13 protein-coding genes and 2 CRISPR repeat arrays (1 of these 15 cut by a window edge) are annotated in these 19,656 nt (G+C 68.0%); of the genes, 2 read left to right on the top strand and 11 right to left on the bottom strand.

All coding sequences use genetic code 11. The features are described from left to right. The first annotated feature begins 310 nt into the window (after window positions 1–310). Window positions 311–826, top strand: coding sequence for a DUF1877 family protein (locus tag ACGFZW_RS37080; protein WP_393897738.1), 516 nt, complete (start codon window positions 311–313; stop codon window positions 824–826). A gap of 238 nt (window positions 827–1,064) precedes the next feature. Here the strand turns inward: ACGFZW_RS37080 and ACGFZW_RS37075 are convergent, their stop codons facing one another. The 5 genes from ACGFZW_RS37075 to ACGFZW_RS37055 all read right to left on the bottom strand — a co-directional run bounded on the left by ACGFZW_RS37075 (window position 1,065) and on the right by ACGFZW_RS37055 (window position 8,626). After that, window positions 1,065–1,439 (bottom strand): hypothetical protein, encoded by a 375-nt coding sequence (locus tag ACGFZW_RS37075; protein ID WP_393897740.1) that lies wholly within the window; start codon window positions 1,437–1,439, stop codon window positions 1,065–1,067. An 8-nt stretch (window positions 1,440–1,447) separates the two neighbouring features. Continuing rightward, on the bottom strand, window positions 1,448–1,705 hold the full coding sequence (locus ACGFZW_RS37070) for a hypothetical protein (RefSeq protein WP_393897737.1): 258 nt from the start codon (window positions 1,703–1,705) through the stop codon (window positions 1,448–1,450). Window positions 1,706–1,760: 55 nt separating this feature from the next. Continuing rightward, a complete protein-coding gene (locus ACGFZW_RS37065) occupies window positions 1,761–2,627 on the bottom strand; it encodes a serine peptidase (RefSeq protein WP_393897736.1) in 867 nt (288 codons plus the stop codon). Beyond that, window positions 2,624–7,036 (bottom strand): hypothetical protein, encoded by a 4,413-nt coding sequence (locus ACGFZW_RS37060; RefSeq protein WP_393897735.1) that lies wholly within the window; start codon window positions 7,034–7,036, stop codon window positions 2,624–2,626. The genes ACGFZW_RS37065 and ACGFZW_RS37060 overlap by 4 nt, the downstream gene beginning before the upstream one ends. 528 nt (window positions 7,037–7,564) lie before the next feature. Then, window positions 7,565–8,626, bottom strand: coding sequence for a hypothetical protein (locus ACGFZW_RS37055; RefSeq protein WP_393897739.1), 1,062 nt, complete (start codon window positions 8,624–8,626; stop codon window positions 7,565–7,567). Here ACGFZW_RS37055 and ACGFZW_RS37050 point away from each other — a divergent pair. Continuing rightward, on the top strand, window positions 8,510–8,899 hold the full coding sequence (locus ACGFZW_RS37050) for a hypothetical protein (RefSeq protein WP_393897734.1): 390 nt from the start codon (window positions 8,510–8,512) through the stop codon (window positions 8,897–8,899). The two genes, ACGFZW_RS37055 and ACGFZW_RS37050, sit on opposite strands and share 117 nt — an antisense overlap. Window positions 8,900–9,978: 1,079 nt before the next feature. After that, window positions 9,979–10,800: direct repeats of the CRISPR family, unit length 28 nt; unit sequence GGTTCACCTCCGCTCGCGCGGAGACCAC. Between the two features lie 78 nt (window positions 10,801–10,878). Here ACGFZW_RS37050 and cas6e read toward each other — a convergent pair. The 6 genes from cas6e to cas3 form a co-directional block, all read right to left on the bottom strand. Then, a complete protein-coding gene (gene cas6e / locus ACGFZW_RS37045) occupies window positions 10,879–11,538 on the bottom strand; it encodes a type I-E CRISPR-associated protein Cas6/Cse3/CasE (protein ID WP_393897733.1) in 660 nt (219 codons plus the stop codon). Next, the gene (gene cas5e, locus ACGFZW_RS37040; protein ID WP_393897732.1) at window positions 11,535–12,353 is read right to left on the bottom strand and encodes a type I-E CRISPR-associated protein Cas5/CasD; all 819 of its coding nucleotides are present in this window, start codon (window positions 12,351–12,353) and stop codon (window positions 11,535–11,537) included. Before cas5e ends, cas6e begins: the two co-directional genes overlap by 4 nt. Beyond that, window positions 12,350–13,516 (bottom strand): type I-E CRISPR-associated protein Cas7/Cse4/CasC, encoded by a 1,167-nt coding sequence (cas7e, locus tag ACGFZW_RS37035; protein WP_393897731.1) that lies wholly within the window; start codon window positions 13,514–13,516, stop codon window positions 12,350–12,352. Before cas7e ends, cas5e begins: the two co-directional genes overlap by 4 nt. Before the next feature lie 70 nt (window positions 13,517–13,586). Further along, complete coding sequence (gene casB / locus ACGFZW_RS37030; RefSeq protein ID WP_393897730.1) at window positions 13,587–14,354, bottom strand: type I-E CRISPR-associated protein Cse2/CasB; 768 nt, start codon at window positions 14,352–14,354, stop codon at window positions 13,587–13,589. Next, a complete protein-coding gene (casA, locus tag ACGFZW_RS37025; protein WP_393897729.1) occupies window positions 14,351–15,898 on the bottom strand; it encodes a type I-E CRISPR-associated protein Cse1/CasA in 1,548 nt (515 codons plus the stop codon). Before casA ends, casB begins: the two co-directional genes overlap by 4 nt. A 232-nt stretch (window positions 15,899–16,130) precedes the next feature. Continuing rightward, complete coding sequence (cas3, locus tag ACGFZW_RS37020) at window positions 16,131–19,046, bottom strand: CRISPR-associated helicase Cas3' (RefSeq protein WP_393897728.1); 2,916 nt, start codon at window positions 19,044–19,046, stop codon at window positions 16,131–16,133. Window positions 19,047–19,116: 70 nt separating this feature from the next. Then, window positions 19,117–19,656: direct repeats of the CRISPR family, unit length 29 nt; unit sequence GTGCTCTCCGCGCAGGCGGAGGTGAGCCG; it runs 37 nt beyond the window's last position.

Genomic DNA, 19,656 nt, shown 5'->3' with positions numbered 1-19,656 from the left:
TACTTGTCCGTGCACCCGGACGCGATCGACGCCGAAGCCGAGATTCGAGGCCACGGGTGGCTGGCCGTGAGCGCGCCGAACGTGGGCCACCAAGGACTCGACGACCTGGCATGGAGATAGTCCCGAGCCGTTCAACGAGGCGGCCTGCGAACCGGGCTGTGCTCCCTTCGTCTGATGAGGCGCAAAAGGGCGGTGGCCCGGAGGGCCCCTCCTGCAGTGTGGGGAGACGGCGGGGTCCGGGTATGCGTGGACGGCAATCCGGTGCTCAGCGCCCCGCCTTACCTCGCCCGGCTTCGGGATACTGCACGGCATGGCGTTAACGCAGCAACTCGCACGAGTGACTCTTCAGTACGTGGAACAGTGCTGGCAGACCGCTGCGGCCTCGCCGGACAAGGGTCCCTGCTGGGATCCACCAGAGGACGACCTCCTTGACCTGGACTGGGCAATCTGGGGTCTGATCACGTTCTTCCGCCGGGCCCACATCGACGAGCGGCACCTCGCCGCTCTCGAGCGGAGCATCGCCGGAGACGACGACGGTGACGTTGGGTTTTTCGACCATCCCGCTGCCTATGACGGGTTCGACGCCCCTCCTGCACTCCTCGCCCCAGCGGCTGTCAGCGAAGTCGCCCATGCCCTTAACGCCATCGACCTGGCCAGGGCCCTGAACCAGCTTCCCGCGGACAGTGCGGAAGCGGCACAGGCCTGCGGATTCGAAGCGTTCACTGGGCACCCACGTGACTACCTGGTACAGCAATTCAATGCACTGCGGAATTTCTACAACACCGCCCGCACGCGAGAACTCGCAGTCCTGACCTGGATCGACTGACACGCCCAGTGCCCGGCACCGCGATCAGGCGCGGCGAGAGCGCCACGACCGCTCGCCAGCCAGTCCCACCCGCCGTCTGGATACCCCTTCGGTGGGCGATGAGTCCCCCTGAGTGGCCGGGGCGGCGCGGCCGGTTCGCGCCCTAGCCGACCAAGTCCGCGCCCCCTCGTCGTCAACATCGCCGGGACGATCCACTTCGACCGCAGGGCCCGCGGGTAGGGGCAACTACGTCTGACGGTCAGGCGTTGAGATCCAAGACGCGGACCGGCTCCCCCTCCCACCGCTTCACAGCGGTCGTGGCGACGATCGCCCCATCCGGCCGGTCAGGGGTTGGCTGCGCCGCGTACTGACTGTGCGCCGCCGCCCAGGTCTCCTGCTGGGCCGCGGCCAGGGCGGCGGGCAGGTCCAGGTCCAGGTCCAAGACAGTGATGCCCGGCAAAGCCGCAAGATGCTCAGCCGTTCCCGGCCGGGAACGATCCGCTTCAACCAGGGCACACGACGGGGCGTAGAGGAACCAGTCGAGCTCGGCGTGGGCCCGGTGGATGAGCCGGGAGGCGAGAACATTGCCCTGGCCAGCCGCGGCCATCGCCGTCTCGTCCAGCACGATGTGCATCGCCTCGCTCACCGCTCTTCCGCCGCAGCCAGGCGCCGGTCCAGCTCACTGTCGAGATTCTGCTGCTCAGCCGGTGTCGGCGCGTAGCCGTTCCATTCCTTGAGCGTCGCCCGGGCCTGCTCCGCACTCTCGGCACGCTCCGCCGGGGTCAGCAGGGTCTCGGCCAGGCGCGCCAGATAGGCCCGCAGCGACAGGCCCTCGGTGGCCGCGATCGCGGCGAGGCGGTCCTTGGCCTCCTCGGGGATACGGACATTGGCATCAGGCATCGTCGTTCTCCTTCCCATCCCCCAATGGATCATTTAGACGCGCACTGCCGAAATCTCAGGCGATCTGGTCCGGGATTGTCGGGCTGCGGACGAAGGGAGAGATCGCCGCAGCAGTGAGCGGGGAGGACAAGTACGCACCGAAGGTGTGGAAGTCGATACGGCCTATCGGAGTGTCGGCGTGCTGGTCAACGGGGAATCGGTCGCCGAGCCGAGGAGGAATCGCCACAAGGTCCCCTGTGTCGGCGAGGTTCACCCAGTAGCGGACCCCGGCCGGCCGGGCACCCCGATTGGCGATTGGCGCGGGCACCAGATGATCAAAAATCCCGCCCGACAGGCCAAGGGGAGAGCCCAAGGTCACGAAGCAGTCCACGGTCAGTTCTGGGTGGGCATGGAGAGCCTCGTACGCGACGACGGAGCCGAGGGAGTGCGCCAGCACCACGCGGGGGCGCACCCGTCGGATTGTCTCGGCCACGGCAGATCGGGCGCCAGCCCGTACGTGCGGAACGTGGAGGTAGCGATGGACCTCGCCCGCCAGTTGGACGGCGAGGCGAATGACCATCCCTATGGGGATGTTGCGGCGTCGGGAAACCCAGGACAGGACCTGCCGCAGTGGTGCAGTAAGCAGTCCCTGTCGTTCCTGGAAGGTAGGTGAACCCAGGGCCAGCGCCCAGGCGATGATGACGGACTGTTCTCGTTCGTCGATGGAACGTACATCCGGCACGACAGCCTGCCGCTCCGCAGCGTGGGTGTGGTGAGCGTAGTACGCGACGTGCAGGGCAGGGAGTGGATGATCGCCCAGTCCCATGGCCGTGAACCCCTGCTGAAGTTTGAGCTGCCACTGCCCTGCTAGTTCAGCGATTGCCTGTTCCGGCGTGCGGCCGCTCAGGTGGTTGCCGATGCCGTGCACTGCGAGGATCGTCACTGCTTGGTTCCTTCCTCCAAGTAACAATGCACGGAGTACGCCGGGAATCGCCACGGGCTGGCGGTGGTCACGCCGTCGACCTTGCTGATCTCGTACGAGTGTGCCTCCAGCCGTACGACCTCAAGTCCTCTGGGTTCCAGTACGGCGACGAGCGCATCCTGGAGTTCGGCCGTCGTCGCAGTGATGGGGCAGGCGTAGACGAGGTCGAAGGAGGGCGGCCGTCCCCCCTCCCATTCGTCGAGGGTGTACAACTCCCATCCGTCCGCGCGGGCATCGCCACAAAGCAGTTCGCCCGGCAACCAGGCGAGGACATGCGTGACGTCGATGCTTGGACACGTCGGGCGGAGAACCGACGCGGCCGAGGAATGGGTCCAGCCGAGGGCTGCGACGTGGCCGTCCTCGCTGCCCACCAGCACGCCGTCGTGGTAGGGAGCGATGGTGTGCACTGGGCCTGGCACAAGTGCCGGGGATCCGAGCGGCTCGCCGGATTCGACGTCCCACGCCTGGAGCTCTGCCTCTCCGACGGCGGCCACGAGTGCCAGCCTGCCATTGACTTGGCTGATCGTCGTCACCTGAAGGCCGGGCACAAGGACTGAGCCCAGGAGCGAGGTGGTCAGGAGGTCCCAGATCCGCACCTGGTCATCGTCCGGCGCTAGCTCGGCCGCGACCAGGCGCCCACACTGAATCGCGATCGCACTGACCCGGTCCAACGTGATCGACTGCCGCAGGGTGCCGTCTGTCAGGGACCAGAGACAGACTTTCCGCTCGTCGTGGACGCTGATCAGGAGGGAATCACCGTCGACATCTCCCACGACCAGCTTCGTGACCGGCCTTTCCGCTCCCGTGAGGACGTGGGAAAGTGATTCCTTATGCATGTCCCACACGTGGATACTGCCGTCGGCATGGCCGACCACGGCCCAGACTGAATCGCCGTGAGGGACGGCGGTCAGCGCAGTGCCTGGGGCGGAAAGGCGGACCGTCGATTCCAGGGCGTCTTCACCGATATTCCAGGTGTCGAGCTCATTCTCCGTGGTCGTCGTGACGACATAGGGTGTGGCGCCAGTGGTCACGGTCACGGCGTGGGTTAGCCCGCCCAGGTTGGTCAGTTCGCGCTGCTCGGCGCCGGTGCTCAGGTCCCAAGCCTTGATCTCGCCAGTCGCGAGTTCGGCGCTGAGGGCGAGCTCCGAGTCGGCGAGCCGGATGGTGCCAAGGACCGTGACGCAGTAGCGGTGGTTCTGGCCGTGCCCAAATCGCGGGCAGACGTCGAGGTCCCACACCCGCAGGTTGCCGTCGCGATGGGAGGTGAGCGCGAGTCGATAGCGGTCGACCTGGCGGATGTCTCCGAGCGTCAGCCCCCGGTCCTTTGGGCCAGTGATGACCTGGACAGTATCGCCGTTCACTGGGACCGCATGCATGCCGTGGGTGTAGGCGAAGAGGGAAAACAGCGAGGCGGGCGCGTTGGTGTGCTGGATGCGCACCGCTTGGAGCTCGCCGTCCGATGAGAGGGTGACCGGCCGCTCGTCCAGTTTGCGCAGCACCCTCGGCCCATCGTCTTGGGGTTCGGCGTAGACGTAGTGGAATGCGAGGGGACCGTCCGCGGACTCCACGCCGAGCAGCGAATCGATTGCGGTGTCGCCCGCGTCGACCGTGTTGAGGGTCTTGCCGAACGACTCGCCTATCAGGCCGATCAGGCTGATGTCGCCACTGACCCGACCGACTGCAAGGACGGTCTTATCCCCTGTGCCGACGACCGCTAGGGCTGACACCCTCGCGCCGTCGAGGTGCGCGTCGGCGACGATTGCACCCGTGGCGAGGTCGTACAACTGGAGAGCGTTCTGGTCAGTCACCGAGGCAATGACCGCCCGCTCGTCCAGATCCACGATCGCTATCTGGGTGATGGCGTCCTGGTCTGTCCGAGGAGCCGAGAAATACCGGACCGCGCCGACACGGCTCGGTGTGATGTCCCACGCCTGAAGGGAGCCATCGGTACCGCCGAACACGGCGAGGAGCCGTCGGCCGACGGCGCCCAGGGCGAGGGCTGACACGGTGGCGCCCAGCTCGTCCTCGCTGATGACGCACAGCAGAGACTCCTCAGGCATGCCTGTGCTCCAGTGCGTGCGGAGCGCGGTCCGTTCGTCGTGGAGGCGGCGTGCGAGTCCGGCCGCCCGGTAGGCCACGAGGTTCTGCTGAAGCCCGGCACGGCGTGTCTCCAGCGGTCTCTGCTGGCCGAACCGGCTGCCACGACCGAATGTCTTCCGGTACGCGGCTCCGGCGCGCCGCGCCGTGGGGGTCTTCGTCCTGTGGAGGGCCTCCCGGATGCTGTTGCGGTCGGCGCGGAGTAGATACTCCGGGTCCAGGAACAACTGATCCACCGCGGATCCGCCTGGTACAGCGACGGCATGCTCCATGAGATGTCGCAGCAGATACGGTGCGGCGAGATCCCAACGAGGCCCTTGAGCGGTCCGCTGCCCCGGGACGGCCGACAGCAGCTCGTGGAAAAGCGTGTCAGCGAGCTCGTCGAGTTCAGCCGCGGCGTCACGGAAGTGCTCGGTGATCGTCTCGTGGAAGTACCGGTAGAGCTGACGTCCGTCCGCGTCGATATTCGTCCGCAGATAGAAGCGGGCGGCAGCCAACTTCTCGCGGGCCTCGCCCGGGGTCAGCGGGCGGAGCTCCTGACCCGCGGCCTGGGCGGCAGCGGTGGCTGCTGCGGCCACAAGCTCCAGGGGCATGCCCTGACCCCGCGCTTGTGCCAGCCCCACCATGAAGTGCCCCATCCACGGGTCGCTGTCCAGTGTGGTCCGCAGATGCAGTTCGAGCAGGTGCGGCAGGCTCTGCGGCAGTCGGGCGACCGCCTCGGCCGGATTCAGAGGTTGGCCTGCCCGCAGGAAATCGGCGAAGAGCGCTGCGATGAGGAAGGCGCTGCGGTCGGGGCTCTGGGCGATCGCGGTAGCGACCGCCCGAGCCACGGACTCACGGAGGGCCTGGTCGCTGTAGCCGGGTGCACTGGACAGGATGTCGGCGATGTAGGTCGTGAGGTCGTCAGCGAGATCCTCGACACCAGTGGAGGTGTCCAGGTCGAGCACCATCCCGTGAAAACCTGACACGTCGCACAGCCAGTGGCCATCCGCCTGCGGTGGGCGCATCCCCACGAGCGCCCGGAAGGCAGGGCGGCCGTCAGCACGGGAAGTGTGCAGCAGCTTCGGGAGCAGATCCTGGACAATACGGTCGCTCTCCAGGGCTTCGTCAATGGCATCGAGGATGAGGATCACCGGTTCCGGCAATTCCTTGGCGATGCAAATGAGTTCGTCCAAAGGATCCTCGCTGCGAGGAGCGGCCGGCTCCGCGTCCCCGGGTACTAGTTGAACCACGATCGAAGCGATCACCTCGTCCGTGCTCCGGTGCCGGGCATGGACTGCGACAAGGGTCGGGTACCGACGCTCGGGGCGGTACTGAGCAGGGATGCGGCTAACCAACCCGGTGCTCAGCTCGGCGAGCTGGTTGTGTGACAGGAAGACCGTCACACCCAGCAGCGCCGACTTTCCGACCCCAGGGCTTCCGGTGACCAGCAACAGGGGGTCGTAGCTTGCCAACCAGGAGCGAATCTGGGTCAGTTCACGGGTCCGCCCAGTGAATAGGCAGCCGGTCATCGCGGCGGCGTCGTCCAGGCGACCGGACGCACGGGTGAGGAAATGTACCGGGTCCAGACCGGGGTCGAACTCCGCCGCCAGTTCTCGAACCGCTAACCGGAGTCGGCTCCGAAGCCGCTGCCAGCCGTCAGTGCTGAACGCCGGGTTGGCGAAGAACTCCGGCACCGGCAATGAGGCGGCTAGGCGTGGCGAGTGGAGCACGGTTTGCGGGTAGCCATCGCCGAGGCGGACCAGCTCCCGCGCGATCTCGTCGGCGACAGCCTCCACCGGTACGTGGGACAGCGCAGGAGAGATGTCCCACTGACCTAGGCGGAGCCGCTCCAACGCCAGGGCCGTGGCCTTGGTGAACCGCGCCTCGTACGCACTCTCGTCCGCCGTGCAGGCCGCGATTACCCAGGTCCTTCGGTCGCCCTCGGGAACGTCCTGGAAGAGCTGGTAGTCCATCGCTGCCCCTGCACCGCAAACATCGAGCAGGAACAAGACGGGAGACTGGTCAGAGCTGTGCTCAACCTCGTTCAGCCATCGGCCAACATCGATCGCCGACTCCGGGAGGTCGGTCGGACGGCTGTCATGTACAGGTAGGTACAAGACCCTCCCGCGACGGACCCCGTGACCGGCAAAGTGGACGATGCGGGGTCCGCCCGACGAATCGCGCCGCAGGCGCCGCCAGCTCTCCTCGATACTGACCCGGTCCGCGTCGATCATCGGTTCACTGACGTTCAGTCCGTCGAAACGCGAGAGCACCGCGGCGAGTTCGCGCACTTGCGGTCCGGCCGACGGCAACGGAGTCAACCCCTCCGACGTGGGGCTCCACTCGCCTACGACCGCGTTCTCAAAGGCCCCAACTCCGAACATGAGTGCTCGAACCATCATCCCCCCGTGGCCGTTCGATTCAGTCTCCAGGCTATAGGGGTCGAGGCTGGTCACCGATCACGACTGGATTCACTGTCAGAAAAGCCGAAACGGCTGGGTTCGCTGTCAAACGCTTTCGATTGGATGACAAAGGACAGTGCGGGAGGCACCGGGCGGCCAGGGGCGGAGCGCATTGTTCACGAGTTTTGACAGCACCGGACTCCGTCCGCGCCGACCGTGGGCGTCGTCCACACGGTCGCAGAGCTGACGCGTGAGCCAGGCCTCCGGGTTTGAAGTTGTCGCTGCGGCAGCTTCTACCGTCCTGACCTAGGCCGGAGAGACCGCCCGGTGAGGCATTCGTGAGGGAGCAGCATTGGACTGGCCTATCGCGTATATCGAGCGCCTCGGCGATGGCTGGGGGCCCCGCGGGCGCAGGGTTCAGTCTGCGTCGTGGTCGGTGCCTGCCAGAACGAGCTGGGTCAGGGGCGTGGAAACATCTGCTTGGACGGTAACCGGGTACAAGCCGATGTCAGGGACCTGAACACGTGCAGTGAGGGCGTCGTCATCGTCGGCGTACAGGCGGGCGGGCCTGCTGTAGTGGTGGTCGGTGCTTTCGACGGTGCAGACGATGCCGGCTGGGGCGTCGGTGCCGGTGACTTGGATTTCCCAGTTGGTGTTGGGGGTGACGAAGTCGGGGACGGTCAGCCCCAGGCCGGAGGTGGCCTGGTCGGGCCCGAGATGCTCGTCCCCCTCAAGGAAGGCGGTGACTGCCTCCATGGCCGCGTCGTCGGTGGCGAGCGCGCCGTGCTGGAGTGAGTAGGGGATGACGGTCCGGGTGCGTGCGGCGGATTCCTTGTGCACGGTGCCGTCGCCGGCGACGGGGAACCGGCGCGGGGCCCCCTCGGCATCGCGCATCAACTCACCGTCGTTGTGCTCGCGGAAGGTGTGCTCGAAGCCCACCACGACGCCGTCCTGCAGGCTCATGGACTGCAACGTGCGCTGGCTGACGCCGACCACGGCGCGGTGGCGTGGCAGTGCTTGGCCGCGCAGTTTGTCGTAGAAGGCCTGTGGCTGCACGGCCAGGTCCTTGTCTCCGCCCAGGGCCACGACGTCGGTGGGATCCAGCCGTCGCACGGTGAGGCCTTCGTCAAGGCAGGGGAAGCGGGGCAGCAGGTCGTGGACACCGGGCATCGTGGAAGCCAGCGTCTTGAGCTTGCCGTGCGGCAGGGGCAGCGGCGCTCCCTGGCCGGTGTTGAGGATCGAGGCGGCCATCACCGCGCCGTGGAAGGGCGTGCCAAGGGGCATCACGCCGCGGGTGTCGGCTTGCAGGTCTCGGTCCGGTCCCAGGTCGAGGGCGGCCTGGGTGATCAGACCGCCCATGGAGTGGGCGATGAACACGAGGCGGCCTTCGCATTCGTCGACGCGGTGTTTGCGAGCGGCGGTGTGTGCGGGGTGGCGGCGCCACTGCTCGAGGTGCTCGCGGGCGGCGTCGGCCAGCAGGTCCGCGTTGGTGGCGACGGGCAGGCGCCAGTCGTAGGGGAAGGCCAGGATCGCGTCTTCGTGCGCGACGCTATGGCCGACGGTGGTCAGGAGCGCCTGGTAGGGCTCGATGCCCCGGAGGAAGAGACTCCAGGCCGGGGTGCGCAGGAGGCGTCGGGATTTGATGCGGCCGATCCGGCCGGCCTTCTCGTCTTCGGTCAGGTGCAGGGGCTTGAGTCCGCCGCGGGTGGTCCATGCCTCGCCGAGCCAGCCAGGGTTCGCGATGCCCCATAAGACGGTCTTAGCGCACGTGCGGATCGTGATGGTCCGCTACTCAAGTTGCGGCGAGGCTGTAGGACGCTCTCGCCGCACTGAGGCTCGGCTCCACGTCGCCGAGCCTTTGGTGACGATCGTGAGGGTTGCCGGTTTCAGCCGCAAAGCTGTGTCGGCAGCCGCTGACCGCATGGCTTTCGCGCGCCCAACTGAGAACGTGCCCCCAGCAGCGGCCGGACAGTGGCTGCTGATCGTCAGATGGTAGGTGCGCACAAGGGCCCTTGCCCGCCGCACCGACCGCATCCACCGGCGGCGTTCATCTCCGTCACCTGCGGGAGCTCGACCACAGTGCTGTCCACCGCATCTTCGCCCCAAAAAACCAGCGTGGCCCGTTGCCTAGCAAGTGACTGGCGTAGGGGTCGCCGCCGAACACAACGCAAGCCAGAGCCCCCCTGAACCCAAGCCTTCGCTCGACGCGTGGACCATCCTCTATCTTCCGAAAGCGCGAAGGCGCAGACTGGAGGCAGCGCACCTTTTGAGAAGGGGGCCACCTCATGGGATTGCACGCATGGATTCCGCTCCCCGGTCCCTTCTCCTACAGCCTTACGGGGTTCTCCGCCCACAGTCCGCCCACGGGCCCGCCCTTGCACGTTGTCGACGACCGATGGCGTTGGGCTCAGGCCCGACAACACCCGCGATGGCCAGCGGCTGGCGAGTGGGCGTGGCGGGAGGCGAAGGCAGCCATCGCGGAGGGGCGCTATCCATCGCCAGGCCCCGATGAACTGACCGAGAAGGCCATGATCACGGTCTGTCTGGAGCTACAGGAGGAGTTTCCGGGCATCGCTCCCCTCCAACGAAGAGACTACGACCCAGAACCGTACGAGCCTGGACGGTAGATTCCTGAGTTCAGCCCGGCGTGAGCTGTCCGGACGCTTCTGGCGGGCGACGCGGAGGTGAAGCGGTGCCCCGCACTCGGCGTACCTCCCGCTGCTCCCGCACGGTCGTGCACGACTACCAGCCAGCGCGACCCCACACCGAATGCCCACGCTGCCGCTCGTCGCAGGTTCGCGCCCTGGCCGGTGACGGCCGTGGCTCCGGAGCGGTTCACCTCCGCTCGCACGGAGAGCACGTCAGGAGGTAGGTTGCCGCGTTAACGAGGCCCGGTTCACCTCCGCTCGCACGGAGAGCACGCATCAGCTATCAGTCCCATGGTGATTCCCCTGGTTCACCTCCGCTCGCGCGGAGACCACGCCGGCGTCGGGGGCCTTGGTGTGGCTAGTGGCGGTTCACCTCCGCTCGCGCGGAGACCACGGTATGAGCGTCACCCCTGAGGCCCGCGATGCCGGTTCACCTCCGTTCGCGCGGAGACCACACGGGGTGCGGGTGATCTACTACGTGACCGCCCGGTTCACCTCCGCTCGCGCGGAGACCACATGCCAACGGCCGCGTTGGCGATGACCTCAGGCGGTTCACCTCCGCTCGCGCGGAGACCACGCGTCGTAGTCGTCCTCGAGGTGAGCGAGGAGCGGTTCACCTCCGCTCGCGCGGAGACCACCGGGCCCGCTGAGCCTCAAGGGCCTCAACGTCCGGTTCACCTCCGCTCGCGCGGAGACCACCTTCTTGAACAGCTTCATGGTCAGTACTCCCGCGGTTCACCTCCGCTCGCGCGGAGACCACGGGGAGCCGGTCGTGTGCGCACACCTCTGGCACGGGTTCACCTCCGCTCGCGCGGAGACCACGCAAACTCGCTGCCGAGCCGGTTCGGTCCACCCGGTTCACCTCCGCTCGCGCGGAGACCACTCGGTGAGTTCGAGGGCGCTGTGGAGTAGGCCCGGTTCACCTCCGCTCGCGCGGAGACCACAGCAGCAGGGGCCTCAGCCGGTCGCCGGTCAGCGGTTCACCTCCGCTCGCGCGGAGACCACACGACAGGGAGTCGGCGGTGCGGGGGAGCATGGCGACGGTGGGGGCGGCGAGTTTTCGGCGTGCGGAGGCGTGGGTGCTCATGAGGCTTGCCGGGTGGGTGCGAGTGTGAGCAGGCCGCAGCCGTAGGCCTTCCCGCGGCCGATGCCGTCGAGGAGCCGCTGGCGCAGCAGGTCGGGGTCTTTGATGGTTGCGGCGCCGTCGAACTGGGTGCGTGCGTGGGTGATGCGGCGTTGATCCTGGGCGCGTTGTCCGCGTGCGCTGTCGAGGGGGGTGGAGTGCGCTGTGCTCAGGTGCAGGCCGCTGTGTTCCTCTGCCTGGCGCTGCCACCATTCGTCGGCTTCGGCTCCCGTCAGCGGTATGACGGCGGGGGCGCCGGTGGTGGCACGGGTGGTGTGTCCGGGCTTGCGGACGGCGTTGGCGATGATGCGATATCTGACCGTGAGTCCGGGGCGCAGGGCGTCGAGCAGGGGGCTGAGGTCTTTGGTGACTGCGCTGGCGTAGTCGGTGGGAAGCTGGTCGAGGTCTGGGCGCAGTTGGCTTTGCAGGAGGACGACGGGGGTGGGTCCGGTGTCCTCGGTGCGGAAGAGGGCGCCGGCTTGGCGGCGGGCCTGGGCGCCCAGGCCGTCCGGGAACAACTGCATGATGCGGTGGTGCATGGCGACGGCGCTGCTGAGGTCTCGGCGCGCGTCGCGGTGGCGGAGGTTGGGCTGGATGCGGGTGAGCCACAGAGCCGTCATCGTGCAGCTCCTTTGCCTGGCAGGGCGTCGAGGTAGGTGGTCAGGGCGTTGAGGTAGGCGGTGCCCAGGCCTGCGCACTGACCGGCGGGGCGGGTGAGGGTGCGGTGGTAGAGGGCGCGTGCCCGGTAGGTGCGGTCGCTGTGCGGGTCGTCGTTGATGTCGCTGACGGGAGTGGCGCCTTCCAACTCGTCATCGTGCTGCTCTCGTTCGTGCCGGACTGCTGCCAGACGGTGGAGGGGGGAGTCGGAGTGGAAGGGGATGTGGATGTCGCCTCGGGAGGCCTTGCGCGCCAGCGGTAGTTGCACCAGGTGGCGCAAGGGGTCGGGCAGCAGACCAATGAGGAGGGGGCCTTCGGGCGGGCACGAGCGGCGCCCGAGGTAGGGCGGCCAGTGCGGGGCGCTGAGGGCTTGCTCGCAGGTGCGCAGCGTGTCGTTGTCTCCGGTGAGGCAGGCGGTGAAAGCGGCGTCGGCCAGGTAGGAGCGGTGGGAGAGCAGGGTGCCTTTCTCCGGCGGACGCTTCTTTCCTTCTGCAGTGGTGACGGTGCCTTTCGCGGGCAGTCCGCCACCGACGGTGTGCAGGTCGCGCAGGAGAACTCCGGGCCGGTCGGTACGGGTGGTCAGCGACAGGCGCGCCAGGTCCTCGGTGCTGTCGCCGCGCCGGCGTCCCAGGCAGGCCGCGAGCAGGCCGATGATGCCGGAGCGGGTGGGGTGAGTGGCGGTATCGCGTTCGTTGTAGTGGCTGCGCGTGCCCCACGACTGCAGGGGCCCGGCCAGGTGCAGCAGGAGTCCGGGTGCCGCCGTGTCAGTGGCGCTCACGCGGTCGCCTCGCTCAGCGCAGCGGTGACGGCGCTGGTGATCAGCTCATCGAACGAGTCGACGCGGCCCCCCAGTCCTGTCAGGTCCTTGTCCTCGAGGCTTGCCCAGCCCGCGTGACGCAGGCCGCGGGGGCCCATCAGCCGGCCTGCGGCCTGGGCGTACTCGTCGAGTGCCTGGCGTGAGGGCTGGGCGAACCCTCCGGTGCGGTCGGCGTGGACGGGCTGTTCGAACGCAGCGGCGTAGGACAGGGGCCGGTCGGAGCGCACGCTGATGTGCACCAGGTCAGGGATGGTGTGGGGCGCGGTGGAGGTCTTCTTCGCCTCAGGCAGGGACAGCAAGAACGCCTCGCCGAATGCAGTCGCCAGCGTCTTGGCGGCTTCCAGGTCACCGCCGATGTTGCGCAGAAGATCTGCCAGATCGAGCGTGGCGTACCGGTAGAACGTGCCCGCGCTGAATTCGCCGCTGCCCATGTGGGCGCTGCCGGTGGTGTCACGCCAGGCATCGGTGATGTCGTCGACCGCCGCGAAGTAGTCGACCTCGACGTCGGTGGCGTGTGTGGTCACCGCGTGCGCGACCTGCACCGCGCCGTCCACGCCGGCACCGTCGATCTCGGCGAGCATCCGACCGAACAGATTGATGATGCCGTTGCGGCTGCGCAGCACTGTGTCGATGTCGGCTTGCGGCAGGACGCTCTTGACGCCCTTCTTCATGTCCTTGGCGTTCTCGATCGCGGTGCGGTGCGATTCGGCCAGGTCGGAGAGTTCGGTGATCGCTGCCTCGGGGACGTAGACCATGGCGTTGGTGCTCCAGGCCGGCTCCTCTTGCGAGGGCGGGTCGGCCTTGATGCTGCTGCCGGCTGCGATGTGCTGTCCGGCACGGCGGGCCAGGTCCGTCTCCCAGCCGCGTCCCTCGCGCAGCTCACGCTCCACGGCCTCACCGATGCGTCGGGTGCGCAGTGCCTTCTCCCCGATGCTGCGCTGGAAGTATCGGCGGACCGCGCGCTTCCAGCACTGGCTGCTGACCCGGGTGCGTTCCCGGTCGCCGTAGAGCACGGTCTTGACGGAGTTGGTGTCGTCCCGGTTGAGGTTGGAGTAGGGGACGCTCTGCAGGACGTGGAAGTCGATGAACCTGCCGGCGATGGAAAGCTGCGGAGTGCTGGTCATGTCGTTCTCCTTGCGTAAGGGTGATCGCACGTGGGGAAAAGGGCAGTTCAGGCGGCAGAGCCGGCAGGCGCTACAGGCTGCGGGCGTCGTCGGCTTCGCGGGCTGCGGCCAGGTCGGCTGCGGCCCGGGCCCGGTAGTAGTCCTGCAGCCACCAGCGGGCAACCCGCCGCCGCTGCTGCGGCCAGTTGCGCAGGTCCACCAGCAGCCGGGCCCAGTCCGGCGGGCCGCTGCGGTCGCACAGCTGCCGTACCGCGGCCGGCAGATGCCGGTGGAGCCCGGCAGTGCTCTGCTTGCACAGCAGATTCAGGCGGGTCTCGGCGGCGCTCTCGCGGATGCCCTTCCGCCCACCGTGGGCAACCGCCGCGGCATAGGCCAGTCCCAGGCTGTCCCCGAACCGCTCCTTTCGCTGCCGCTCGGCCTGGACCCTGCGAGCGGCCCGCTGCGCAGGAATTCCGCCCTCGCCCCCCGTGCCTTCCTCGCCCGACGCTGTCTCCTCCGAGGCTGCGGTTTCCCTGCCGCCACCATCCGCCGGGTCCCCGCGGTGGTAGGCGGCGATCAGCGCGGCGACGGTATAGAAAGCGCGCTGGGCGTCGGTGTCATGGAGCACAGCGCCGGGAAGGAGCGGCGCGACGATGCGGTGCATCCGCGGGACATCGTCGAGCTGCTTGCCGACGCCGCTGCGCAAAGCGGCCCGTACGCCGGCATCTTTCGCTGTGACGCTGTTGATCGTGCTGACAAAAGCACGGGCGTCGGCCAGCCACGACGAGGGCTCGATCTGCGCCCGCCGCTCGGGCGCAGAGAGCTGCCGCTCGGCAGGGGGGACGGGTGGACTGCTCATCGCTCTCCTCCATCAGGCAGGGACTTTGATGCGGAGGCCTTCTTCTTCGGGCGTCCGCCGTAGAGCTCGATACGTGCCGACTCCCGTGCACGGGCCCCTCGCGCGGTCCGCGCCGCCGAGTCTGTGAGGTGGTCGTAGATGCGTTCCGCACGGGCACGGAACGCCTGCGCGGCGCCGTCGAAACAGCGTTCGTTCAGGCGCTTCCAGAACTCTCGTTCCGCCTCGGGCCAGTAGCGCGCGGCCGCGGCCGCCGACCACGCGCAGTCGCGGACCTCGGAGTTGCTGTACTGGGCCCAGGCCATCTTCGCGGCGCGCTCCAGGCGCTGTCCGCACCGCTCCCCCGCCAGCCGCAGCTGCCCCACCAGCCGTGCCTGCTCAGGGTCGCGTTCCTCCATCAGGTGCAGCACCGGCGCGGTGGTGGCGGAGACGACCTGGGTGTCTTTGGCCTGGCCTTCCTGGTCGATGCCCAGAGCCTGGATCCGCAGCCCCTCCTGTTCGAAGAGGTCGACGGCGGTGGGGAACACCTTCGGCCTGCGGCTTTCTACGCCGGGCGGATCGCTCAGGAGCAGGGCGTCGAGGTCACGCCACAGACCGCGCCGCGAGTCCGCGTAGCGGGCGTAGGCGTTGCCGGCCTGGCTCGTCTGCCAGATCAGGTAATCGTCGTCGCGCGCGATGCGCTCGCGGTAGGCCCAGGTGATGTAGGCATCCACCGCATGGGCGCCCGCCTCGTCGGGGACCAGGAGCAGCGCGTGCTGATTGTGGCCCACCAGCTTCGACATCGGACCGGTCACCACCCCCTTGAGCGTCAGGGGATCCGTCGGCTCATCGCGCTCCCACGGGCACGGGTCCGCTTCCCGGACGTAGCGGCCGACCCGGTCGGGCTCTGGCAGGCCGGCCAGCAACGTCTCGAACAACGTGCCGCCCAGCGGGTGGTAGGACACCGCGGTCCGCAGCGGGCCCGCCACGCAATTGGCTTCCTTCATGCCTCCGACGGTGCGGGTCGCGCAGCGGCCGGACGGCCCGTAGTACCGCCACACCAGAAGGTGCTCCAACGCCTGGGCCGAGGCGACGGCAATCGGCCGGGCGTCGGCGGTGTGCTCGAACCAGGCGTGGTTGGAGCCCGATGGCCTGGTTGTGACGAGTTTGTTGATCCCGGCGGGCTTGTCGCACTGCGTCGTCAGCCGCGGGTCCTGCAGGAACGGATGGACCGGATCGTAGAGACGGAAACGGTCCGCGACACCGGCGAAATATCGATGGACACCATCGGCGTCGAAGGACCCCGCATCGAGGACGCCGAAACGTGCCTCGTGCCAGTCCCCCGTCGGCGCATCGAGACCGGTGACACGGGCGGTCAGCGCGTACAGCACCCGGTAGAGGCCGGACAACGCCGGCGGCAGCGAAACCGCCAGCGCACTGATCTCATGCGCACGCAGAAACAGCTCGCGCAACGAGACAGCATCCGGCCGTTCATCGGCGGGTGTCGGATCCACCCACCGGACGGGAAAGGCCCGCTCCGTGAGCAGATCGTAGAGGTCAGCAGACATGACACCTCTCTGCGAGAGCTTTCAGTAGGCTCAACGGCGAACTCCCCCCGAGAGCGGGGGGGACCCGTGCTGCGGAGACGTCGTAACGCCTGCACAGGTCGGCTCCCCGCGAAGGCGGGGGAAGTGATTGCGCCACGCCCTCCTTGCTGGCAGGGCGGGCACCCCTCTCAGGGCGCTGCAGCGTCCCTTCCAGAGGGTTTTCACACAATAGAAGTGCTGAGGAGATGTACTGCTAGGAAGACTCAATTCCTTCTCTTGTGAACGAAATTGCTCGGGCTCCTACCGAGCACGCCCACCCATCTCGCGAGGGCCGCATCAGCAACACGCACAACTCCCGCAGGGCGGCCTGCCGCCTCCACGAGGCCGGTACCTCCTGGTCAGCGCCCCTCCCCCGCAGCCACCGCCCCGGAAGTGGCACCGTCTGACGCATCACCACACGCGCCTCCGCCACAGAAACCCGCCCCCCTCGCCCCCAGCCCGGCACCGGCAACACCCCCTCGGGATCGAGCGTCACGTCCCCCTCCGGCTGAACGAAGACACACACCGCCCGCTCCGAATCCGCTCCCAGACGCGTCGTCAGCAGTGCCTCATCCACCAGCGCCCCGTCACAGCTCAACTCCGACAGGTCGACCATGCCCATCGGCGGACTGACCAGCGTCATCTGCGCCAGCGTCTCCTCCGCCAGCACAGCGCCCACGCGCTCGGCGTCCTGCCGCTCCAACCGCTCAACATCGACTGCGCTCTCCAGCCGGTCAGCGAAATCCTCGGCGTAGACCGCATCGACCAACTCCTGCACGTCCCCCGGAACAGCGATCGACTTCCCGCCACGCTCCCGTAGCAGATGACTGGTCCGCGTCAGCAACGCCTCCGGATACACCGCACCCCACCGCTTCGGAGCCCTCACCCGCCCCTGCGCATCAACCGGCTCCAGCACCGTCAACCGCGGCCCCTCACCCACCCACTGGGGCCGGCCCCCCTCCTGCGGACTCAGCCCCACTCGATCGTGCCGCATGCAACGCCCGGCCCGCTGCAGCAACTGCGCCAACGGCGCCAGGTCACTGATCACGACATCGAAATCGAGATCCAGCGACTGCTCCACCACCTGCGTCGCCACCAGCACCGAAACCGGCGGCCGCCGGCACCCCTCCCCCGGCTTGCCGAACGCCCGCTCACACGCCTGCGTGATCTCCAGCCGCCTCGCAGCCGGAAAGCGCGAATGCAACAGCAGCAGCCCGTCCTCAGCCACCGCCAACTCCGGGAACTCCTCCCGCAGCAACCGGAACGTCGCCTGCGCCTCCGCCACCGTCGTGCAGCACACCAGCGCACACCCACCCCGAACCACCAACTCCCGCAGCTCCTCCACCACCGCCGCCCCGCGACCGGCCACAGAACCCGCAGGCGCACCCCCCGCAATGGGCACCGTCCGGACCTCGATCTCCCGAGCCCGTGCACTGCCCACCGCACGAGGAACCGACACCACCCCGCTCTGCCCGCTGACATACAGCCACCCCGGATACACCGGCGCTACCTCCGACGGCTCACCGAAACCACAGCCCCGCCGATACGCATCCACCAACGACGACGCCGAACGCCCCGACAACGTCGCAGACAGCAAAACCACCGGAGCGCCACAAGCCCCCAGCCACTCCAGCAGCCGCACCAGCAGACTGTGCATCCACGGCCCATAGGCATGCGCCTCATCCACCACCAGGACCTTGTTCGCCAGCCCCAGCAATCGCAGCACGTTGTACCGAACCGGCAACACCCCAGCCAACGCCTGATCAATAGTCCCCGTCGCCAACGGCGCCAACAGCCCCCGCTTCGCCCCCCTCAGCCACCGCCCCGCAACCAACGCCGACTGCGCATCACTGACCAAGCCCCCCGCCCCGGCGACACCCTCCACAGCCCCAGGCTGCGCATACGCCTCACTCAGCCACGCCATGCTGTGCAGCAACGTCAACGCACGATCACCCGCCACATTCCGCTCAGCGAATTCCACCACCCGACCATGCATCGCATCCGCCGTCGCCATCGTCGGCAACGCGAAAAACAACCCCGACGCCCCCGACACACGCCCCATCACCGACGCCGCATGCAACGCCGCCTCTGTCTTCCCCTCCCCCGTCGGCGCCGTCACCAGCAACAACCCCGGACCATCCACCAACCCCGGCAGCCCCCCAGCGACCGACGCCTGCAACTCATTGGCCCCCGCGAACGCAAACTGCTCGCCGAAGGGCTTCTCGGGCCACTCAGCCACCCCCAGCCCAGCCTCAGCCACCCACCCACCGGCCTCCGCCACAGCCGTCCACCAATGCGCCGCGAGCCCCACCTCATCCGCAGCCCAACCCTCAACCGGCAACCGCGGACTGATCGCCCCCTCCTGACTCGCCAGCCAGTCCGCAACCACCACAAGCCCCAACACCACCACCGCAACGTGCGCAGGCAACGGCCCCACCACCACATCCTCCGCACCCACACCCACCAACCGGCGCACCGCCTCAGCATGCGCAACCCGCTGCGCCTCCCAGCCCGGCCCCCCAAGCTCCGGCACGTACGCCTCACGGTTGCGCAGATGCCGAGACTCCACAGCGCGATGAACACAACCGTGATGACCACCGAGCAACTGCGCCACCTGGTGATGCGCCGACCGCCGCACAGACCGCGACACCGGATAGCCCCACGCCTCAAACAAGGAGGTCAACGCCCACTGGGTGGCCACGTCATGGCCAAACTTCGCCTGCTCAGCTCCGGCCGCATGCGCGTATCCCGCCTCATGCTTGAGGGCGGCGTACGCCTCCGGCACCAGCGCCTGAAACGCCGGAATGATCTTGCCAACATCGTGCAGGCCAGCCCAGAGACCGACCAAACGTCGCAACCGCTCCTCCGGCAGGCCGGCCGCCTCTGCCAGGCGGGCCCGAGCCGAACCCGTCAATACCCGATCCCACAGCACGCCCGCCGCCGCCGCGGCATCCAGCAAGTGACAGATCAACGGATACCGACGCGCCAACCCCCGCTCCTTACCCCACACGTTCGCATCGATCACTCGCTCCGACATGCCCACCCCAAAATCACGACGCTGTGACACCAACAGGCATAGCAGCAGCCACTGACAACGCCTCCGCGCTGCCAGCCGCAGGAGTAGATTCACACGCGTGCACAACACCTGCTCCTTGAGTCAAGAAAATGCAAACCGCTTCTAATGCCCCAGGTCGGGAAGGGTGCTCTCCGCGCAGGCGGAGGTGAGCCGACCTGGTCGCCGAACTCAACGCCGACCTCACCGTGCTCTCCGCGCAGGCGGAGGTGAGCCGTCAGGGATGGAACTGTCGTCGGACATGGTTACGTGCTCTCCGCACAGGCGGAGGTGAGCCGGAGCGGGATGAGTTGCTCGGCCGCAGCCGACTGTGCTCTCCGCGCAGGCGGAGGTGAGCCGATGGCGATCACCGGGCAGGCCAAACATGCCGGGTGCTCTCCGCGCAGGCGGAGGTGAGCCGTAGGTGGTGGTCAGGTCGTTGGTCTCGGGGTCGTGCTCTCCGCGCAAGCGGAGGTGAGCCGGTCCTCATCAGCGGGCGAGTCCGCGCCTCGGTGTGCTCTCCGCGCAGGCGGAGGTGAGCCGACGACCAGGGGCTTCATCGCTGAAACGCCTTCGTGCTCTCCGCGCAGGCGGAGGTGAGCCGTGGACGGTGACCTGCGGCGTGAGGCTGTCGTGGTGCTCTCCGCGCAGGCGGAGGTGAGCCGGCCAGGTAACAAGCGCGTGAGGG

The organism is Streptomyces sp. NPDC048248 (assembly GCF_043201875.1).
Taxonomy (GTDB): Bacteria; Actinomycetota; Actinomycetes; order Streptomycetales; family Streptomycetaceae; genus Streptomyces.
This window is presented reverse-complemented; position numbering and strand designations above follow the sequence as displayed.

Coding starts and splice junctions, on each gene's coding strand:
- ACGFZW_RS37070 (WP_393897737.1), bottom strand. CDS start 1,705: ATGCCTGATGCCAATGTCCGTATCCCCGAGGAGGCCAAGGACCGCCTC.
- ACGFZW_RS37075 (WP_393897740.1), bottom strand. CDS start 1,439: ATGCACATCGTGCTGGACGAGACGGCGATGGCCGCGGCTGGCCAGGGC.
- ACGFZW_RS37080 (WP_393897738.1), top strand. CDS start 311: ATGGCGTTAACGCAGCAACTCGCACGAGTGACTCTTCAGTACGTGGAA.
- cas6e (WP_393897733.1), bottom strand. CDS start 11,538: ATGACGGCTCTGTGGCTCACCCGCATCCAGCCCAACCTCCGCCACCGC.
- casA (WP_393897729.1), bottom strand. CDS start 15,898: ATGTCTGCTGACCTCTACGATCTGCTCACGGAGCGGGCCTTTCCCGTC.
- casB (WP_393897730.1), bottom strand. CDS start 14,354: ATGAGCAGTCCACCCGTCCCCCCTGCCGAGCGGCAGCTCTCTGCGCCC.
- cas7e (WP_393897731.1), bottom strand. CDS start 13,516: ATGACCAGCACTCCGCAGCTTTCCATCGCCGGCAGGTTCATCGACTTC.